Origin of the sequence: Dietzia sp. B19, from assembly GCF_014145155.1 — a bacterium.
GTDB lineage: Bacteria > Actinomycetota > Actinomycetes > Mycobacteriales > Mycobacteriaceae > Dietzia > Dietzia natronolimnaea.
Genome location: NZ_JAALED010000074.1, coordinates 1 through 5,937 on the forward strand (window position 1 = coordinate 1; position 5,937 = coordinate 5,937).

Annotated in this window: 3 protein-coding genes; 1 reads left to right on the top strand and 2 read right to left on the bottom strand. The window is 69.5% G+C overall.

Features of this window, described 5'->3' with window-relative positions; genetic code table 11:
• Nucleotides 1–69: 69 nt before the first annotated feature.
• Nucleotides 70–2,259 carry a 3-hydroxyacyl-CoA dehydrogenase NAD-binding domain-containing protein gene (locus G6020_RS03015; RefSeq protein WP_182609610.1) on the bottom strand — a complete coding sequence of 730 codons (2,190 nt, stop codon included), beginning with the start codon at nucleotides 2,257–2,259 and terminating at the stop codon, nucleotides 70–72.
• Nucleotides 2,260–2,300: 41 nt separating this feature from the next.
• On the bottom strand, nucleotides 2,301–3,512 hold the full coding sequence (locus G6020_RS03020) for an acetyl-CoA C-acetyltransferase (RefSeq protein WP_179524636.1): 1,212 nt from the start codon (nucleotides 3,510–3,512) through the stop codon (nucleotides 2,301–2,303).
• Between the two features lie 196 nt (nucleotides 3,513–3,708).
• Between G6020_RS03020 and malQ the strand changes: the two genes are divergently transcribed.
• Entirely contained in the window at nucleotides 3,709–5,868 is a 2,160-nt protein-coding gene (malQ, locus tag G6020_RS03025; RefSeq protein WP_182609611.1) for a 4-alpha-glucanotransferase, read from the top strand.
• The last annotated feature ends 69 nt before the right edge of the window (nucleotides 5,869–5,937 follow it).

The window sequence follows — 5,937 nt, forward strand, 5'->3', positions numbered from 1 at the left end:
GCCCCCGGGGGTTCCCGGGGGCGGCCGCCTCTACCGCGTGTCGAGCGGACCGCTCGGCCGGTGGCCTGTTCAGTTCTGCTCGGCAGCCGCCTTCTTCAACGACTCGGTGGGCGCGAAGCGCTCGCCGTACTTGGCGGCCAGTTCCTCGGCTCGGGCGACGAAACCCTTGTAGCCCGAGGCGACGTGCTCGCCGGGTGCGGCGTAGTTCTTGGCGTACTGGCGGGTCCCGCCCGTCCACGCCGGGAACCCGATGCCGATGATGGACCCGATGTTGGCGTCGGCGTCGTCGACGATCACGCCCTCGTCCACACACTTCTGCGTCTCGAGCACCTCGGCGAACAGCATGCGGTCCACCAGGTCCTGCAGCGGGGGCGCGTTCTCCGGGGAGGTGTCGAACGCCTCCCGCAGGCCCGGCCAGAGGCCGGCGCGCTTACCGTCGGCGTACTCGTAGAAGCCTGCGCCGGCGGCACGGCCGGAACGCTCCAGCTCCTCGACCATCTTGAGGATCACCCGGTCGACCGCGTCGGGCACGAACTCCTGCCCGGCGGCCTCCGCCGCCTCGCGGGTGGCCTGACGGATCTTGACCATCAGGTTGAGGTTCAGCTCGTCGGACAACTGCAGCGGCGCCGCCGGGTATCCGGCGATGCGACCGGCCTGCTCGATGGTCGAGGGCTCGATGCCCTCGGCCAGCATCCCGATGGCCTCGTTGACGAACGTGCCGATCACGCGCGAGGTGTAGAAGCCACGGGAGTCGTTGACCACGATCGGGATCTTGCGGATCTGCAGGGTGAGGTCGATCGCCTTGGCCAGCGTCTCGGGCGTGGTCTTCTCGCCCGAGATGATCTCCACGAGCTGCATCTTGTCGACCGGGGAGAAGAAGTGCAGGCCGATGAAGTCCTCGGGCCGCTTCACACCGGTGGCGAGGTCGGTGATCGGCAGCGTGGAGGTGTTGGACCCCAGCAGCGCGTCCGCGTTGACGACGTCCTCGATCTCCTGGAAGACCTTCTTCTTCAGGTCCGGGGACTCGAAGACCGCCTCGATCACGAGGTCGCAGCCGGCCAGCGCCTGCGGATCCGCCGTCGGGGTGATCCGGGCGAGCAGCGCGTCGGACTTCTCCTGGGTGGTGCGGCCACGCTCGAGCGCCTTGGCCTCGATGCTCTCGGAGTACGCCTTGCCCTTGTCGGCGGAGGCCTGCTCGACATCCTTGAGCACGACCTCGATGCCGGCCTTGGCGCAGACGTAGGCGATGCCCGCGCCCATCATGCCGGCTCCCAGGACTCCGACCTTGGTGAACTGCGTCCGGGGGATCTCCGAACCGTCGGCGGCCTTGGGCCGCGCTCCCCCCGAGGAGCAGTGCTGCATGTCGAAGAAGAAGGCCTGGATCATGTTCTTGGCCACGACGCCGGTCACCAGCGAGACGAAGTAGCGCGCCTCGATCTTCTCCGCGGTGGCGAAGTCCACCTGCGAGCCCTCGACGGCCGCGGCCATGATGGCACGCGGCGCCGGGGAGGGCGCGCCCTTGGTCTGCTTGCGCATGTTCGCGGGGAAGGACGGCAGGACGCCGGCCAGTGCGGGGTCCTTGATCGTGCCGCCGGGGAGCTTCCACCCCTTGCGGTCCCACGGCTGGGTGGCCTCGGGCTCGGTGCCGATCCACGCCTTGGCGGCGTCGATCAACTGCTCGGGGGCCACGACCTCGTCGACGAGGCCGGCCTCGAGCGCCTTGGCCGGCGCGAAGGACCGACCGGACATGAGGATGTTGGGCACGGCCTGGGCCAGGCCGAACATGCGGACGGTCCGGACGATCCCGCCGCCACCCGGCAGCAGACCGAGGGTGACCTCGGGCAGGCCGACCTTGGCGCCGCGGGCGTCGGCCATGACGCGGTGGTGGCACGCGAGCGCGAGCTCGAGGCCGCCACCCAGGGCCGCACCGTTGATGGCGGCCACGACCGGGACCCCGAGGGTCTCGAGGGCGCGCATCCGGCCCTTGATCTCCATGGACCGCTCGAACAGCTGCTCGGCGTCCTCGGGGCCCGCCGTGATCATGGACTTGAGGTCGCCGCCACCGAAGAAGCTCTTCTTGGCGGAGGTCAGGACGACGCCCTTGATGGAGTCCTTCTCGGCCTCGATGCGGCCGACGGTCTCCGAGAAGTCGTCGATGAAACGGGCGTTCATGGTGTTCGCGCCGTGGTCGGGGTCATCCATGGTGAGGGTGACGATGCCGTCGCCGTCCTGCTCCCACCGGAACATGTTTTCGCTCACTGGTTCTCTACTCCTCAAGGCTGTGGTGTCGGTGGTGCGGATCAGACGCGCTCGATGATGGTGGCGACTCCCATGCCGCCGCCCACGCAGAGCGTGATGAGGGCGCGCTTGCCGCCGGTCCGCTCGAGCTCGTCGAGCACGGTGCCGGTGATCATGGCGCCGGTCGCACCGAGGGGGTGGCCCATGGCGATCGCTCCGCCGTTGACGTTGAGCTTCTCGTCGGGGATGTTCATGTCCTTCTGGAACCGCAGGACGACGGAGGCGAAGGCCTCGTTGAGCTCCCAGAGATCGATGTCGTCAGAGGTGAGGCCGGCGATCTCGAGAGCCTTCTTCGCTGCCGGGGTCGGGCCGGTGAGCATGATGGTGGTGTCGGCGCCGGAGGTGGCCGCGGCCACGACACGGGCGCGCGGCGTCATGTTCATCTCCTTGCCGGCCTTCTCCGAACCGACCACCACGAGCGCGGCGCCGTCGACGATGCCGGACGAGTTGCCACCGTGGTGGACGTGGTTGATCTCCTCGACCCAGTGGTACTTCTGCAGCGCGACGGCGTCGAAGCCACCCATGTCGCCGACCATGGCGAACGACGGCGTGAGGCCGGCCAGCTTCTCGACGGTGGTGCCCGGACGCATGTGCTCGTCGTGGTCGAGAATGGTGACACCGTTGATGTCCTTGACCGGGACGACCGACTTGGCGAACCGGCCCTCCTCCCACGCCTGGGCGGCGAGCCGCTGCGAGCGCTCGGCGTAGCGGTCCACGTCCTCGCGGGTGAAGCCCTCGAGGGTGGCGATGAGGTCGGCACCGATCCCCTGCGGGGAGAAGTACGTGTCGTAGTTGGTGGCCGGGTCCAGGGCCCAGGCCCCGCCGTCGGTGCCCATCGGGACACGCGACATGGACTCGACGCCGCCGGCGAGGACGACCTCGTCCCATCCGGAGCGGATCTTCTGGGCGGCCATGTTGATCGTGGTCAGGCCGGATGCGCAGAAGCGGTTGATCTGCACGCCGGCCACGGTGTCGGGCATCTTGGCGGCCAGCGCGGCGATGCGCGGCAGATCCATGCCCTGGTCACCCAGGGGGGTGACGATTCCGTAGATGATGTCCGAGATCCGGTTCTCGTCGAGGTCGGGGAACCGACGCCGCATTTCTTCGATGAGACCGACGACCAGGTCGATCGGCTTGACCCCGTGCAGAGCGCCGCCAGGCTTGCCCTTGCCTCGCGGAGTCCGGATGGCGTCGTAGATGAATGCCTCGGTCATGGGTTGTCCACGGCCTTTCTCTGGGCGGAACTGATACGTGTTCGAACTCAGGTTACGTTGTCCACCCACCGCGCGCGGAGTGCGGTCCGTTTTTGTCGACCCGCACCCCGCGCGCTCCGATGGCACAGTGGACCGTGACTGTCCGCGGCGTCCCGGCAGGGGCGCCGCCCGACCCGACGCGAGGACCCCCGTGACCGTGACCGACGCCGTACCCCCCGCCCTGGTCGAGCTCGCCGAGAGGTGTGGGGTCGCCACGAGCTACACCGATGCGCGCGGAGTCCGACAGGACATCACCGCCCGGACCCTGCGCGCGGTTCTGGCCGCGATGGGCGTCCGGGCCGGCGATGACGACGACGAGAGCGGCACCACGGCCCGTGAGGCCCTCGAGGAGAATCGTCTGCGGCCGTGGCGGCGGGTGCTCCCACCGACGATAGTGGCGAGGCGGGGGGCGAGCGCCAGGTGCGCGGTTCATGCCCCACGCGGTGCCACGGTGACGCTGTCGGCCCATCTCGAGGACTCGGCCGCACCGCTCGATGTGGAGCTCCCCGACACCCCTGCCGAGTCGATGCAGGTCGACGGCGTGCTCGTCGACCGCGTCGAACTCGACCTCCCCGCCTCCCTCCCCCTCGGATGGCATCGGCTCGTCGCCGTGGTCTCCGACCCGTCAGCTCCCGGATCCCGGACGGTCGAGTCCACCCTGCTGGTGGCCCCGCAATCGATACCGGTTCCCGCGGACCTCACGCGACGCCGCGCGGCCGGTCTGGCCGCGCAGATCTACCAGGTCCGGTCCGAGCAATCGTGGGGGGTCGGGGACCTGGCCGATCTGGCCGACCTCGCCGGCTGGGCGGGCCGGGACCTCGGAGCCGACTTCGTCCTGGTCAACCCGATGCACGCCGGGGAGCCGTTCCCGCCGGTGGAGCCGTCCCCGTACCTACCCACCACGCGTAGGTTCGCCTCGCCTCTGTATCTCCGTCCCGAGCAGATTCCGGAGTACACCGCCCTGCCGGATGAGGACAGGCGGAGAATCGATGATCTCGCGCGGTCACAGCACCCGCACAACTCCCGGGACACCATCGACCGCGACTCCTCCTGGAGTGCCAAGCTCGATGCGCTGCGGATGGTGTTCTCCGCTCCCCTGTCGGATGATCGGGCACGGGAGTTCGACGCCTTCGTCGTCGAACAGGAACCCGGTCTCCATCGCTTCGCCACGTGGTGCGCGCTGGCGGCCGAGGCGGGCCCGGACTGGTCGCGGTGGCCCGAGGATCTCCGGGATCCGGACTCCGACGCGGTGGCGCGCTACGCGCACGACCACGCGGAGGAGGTCCGTTTCCACCAGTGGTTGCAGTGGCAGGTCGCTCAACAGCGTGCAGGGGCGCAGAGGGCGGCCCTGTCGGCGGGGATGCGTCTGGGCATCCTGCACGACCTCGCCGTCGGGGTTCATCCCACCGGCGCCGACGCCTGGGCCCTCCACCGCTCACTGGCACGCGGGGTCACCGTGGGCGCGCCGCCGGACGCCTACAACCAGCTGGGCCAGGACTGGTCTCAACCCCCGCTGCGACCGGACGCGCTCGCCGAGGATGGCTACCGACCGTTCCGGGACATCGTGCGCGCTGCGCTGCGGGACTCGGGAGGGATCCGGATCGACCACATCCTCGGGCTCTTCCGACTCTGGTGGATACCGTCGGGACTCGCGCCCACCGAGGGAACCTATGTGCGCTACGACCACGAGGCGATGATCGGGGTCCTCGCTCTGGAGGCGTCACGTGCCGGAGCCGTGGTCGTGGGAGAGGACCTGGGGACCGTCGCACCGGGGGTTCGGGAGGAACTGTCCGAGCGAGGAGTCATGGGAACCTCGGTGATGTGGTTCGAGCAGGAGGATGGCCGGCCGACGCCTCCGGAGGACTACCGGCGACTGTGCATGGCCTCGGTGACGACCCACGACCTCCCCCCGACTGCAGGTTATGTCGATCTCGTCCACGTCGACGTCCGCGAGGAGCTGGGCCAGCTGACGGGCGATGCGGAGCAGGAGCGCCTCGATGCCGCGGCCGAGATCCGTTCCTACACCGAGGCGGTCAGGCAGCGCGGTCTCCTCGAGGGCGACAGCCCGGAAGACCTGGTGGTGGCGCTCCACGCCTTTCTGTCCGCGGCGCCCTCTCTCCTGTACGCCGTGTCCGTCGCCGACCTGGCTGGAGATCGCCGGCCGGTCAACATGCCGGGGACGTCCGAGGAGTACCCCAACTGGCGTGTCCCGCTCACCGACAGCCGGGGTGCGGTGGTCTCCGTGGAGGGACTACGTGACTCCGGCCTTGCGGGGCGGGTGTGGGGCGCGGTGGCCGGTCAAGGTGGGGTGGTATGACGGGAGCCCCCGGGTCGCGTGATGCGATCCGGGGGCTCTCGTGTGAAGTTGTGTTCGGCGGTGACCTAC

Coding starts and splice junctions, on each gene's coding strand:
- G6020_RS03020 (WP_179524636.1), bottom strand. CDS start 3,512: ATGACCGAGGCATTCATCTACGACGCCATCCGGACTCCGCGAGGCAAG.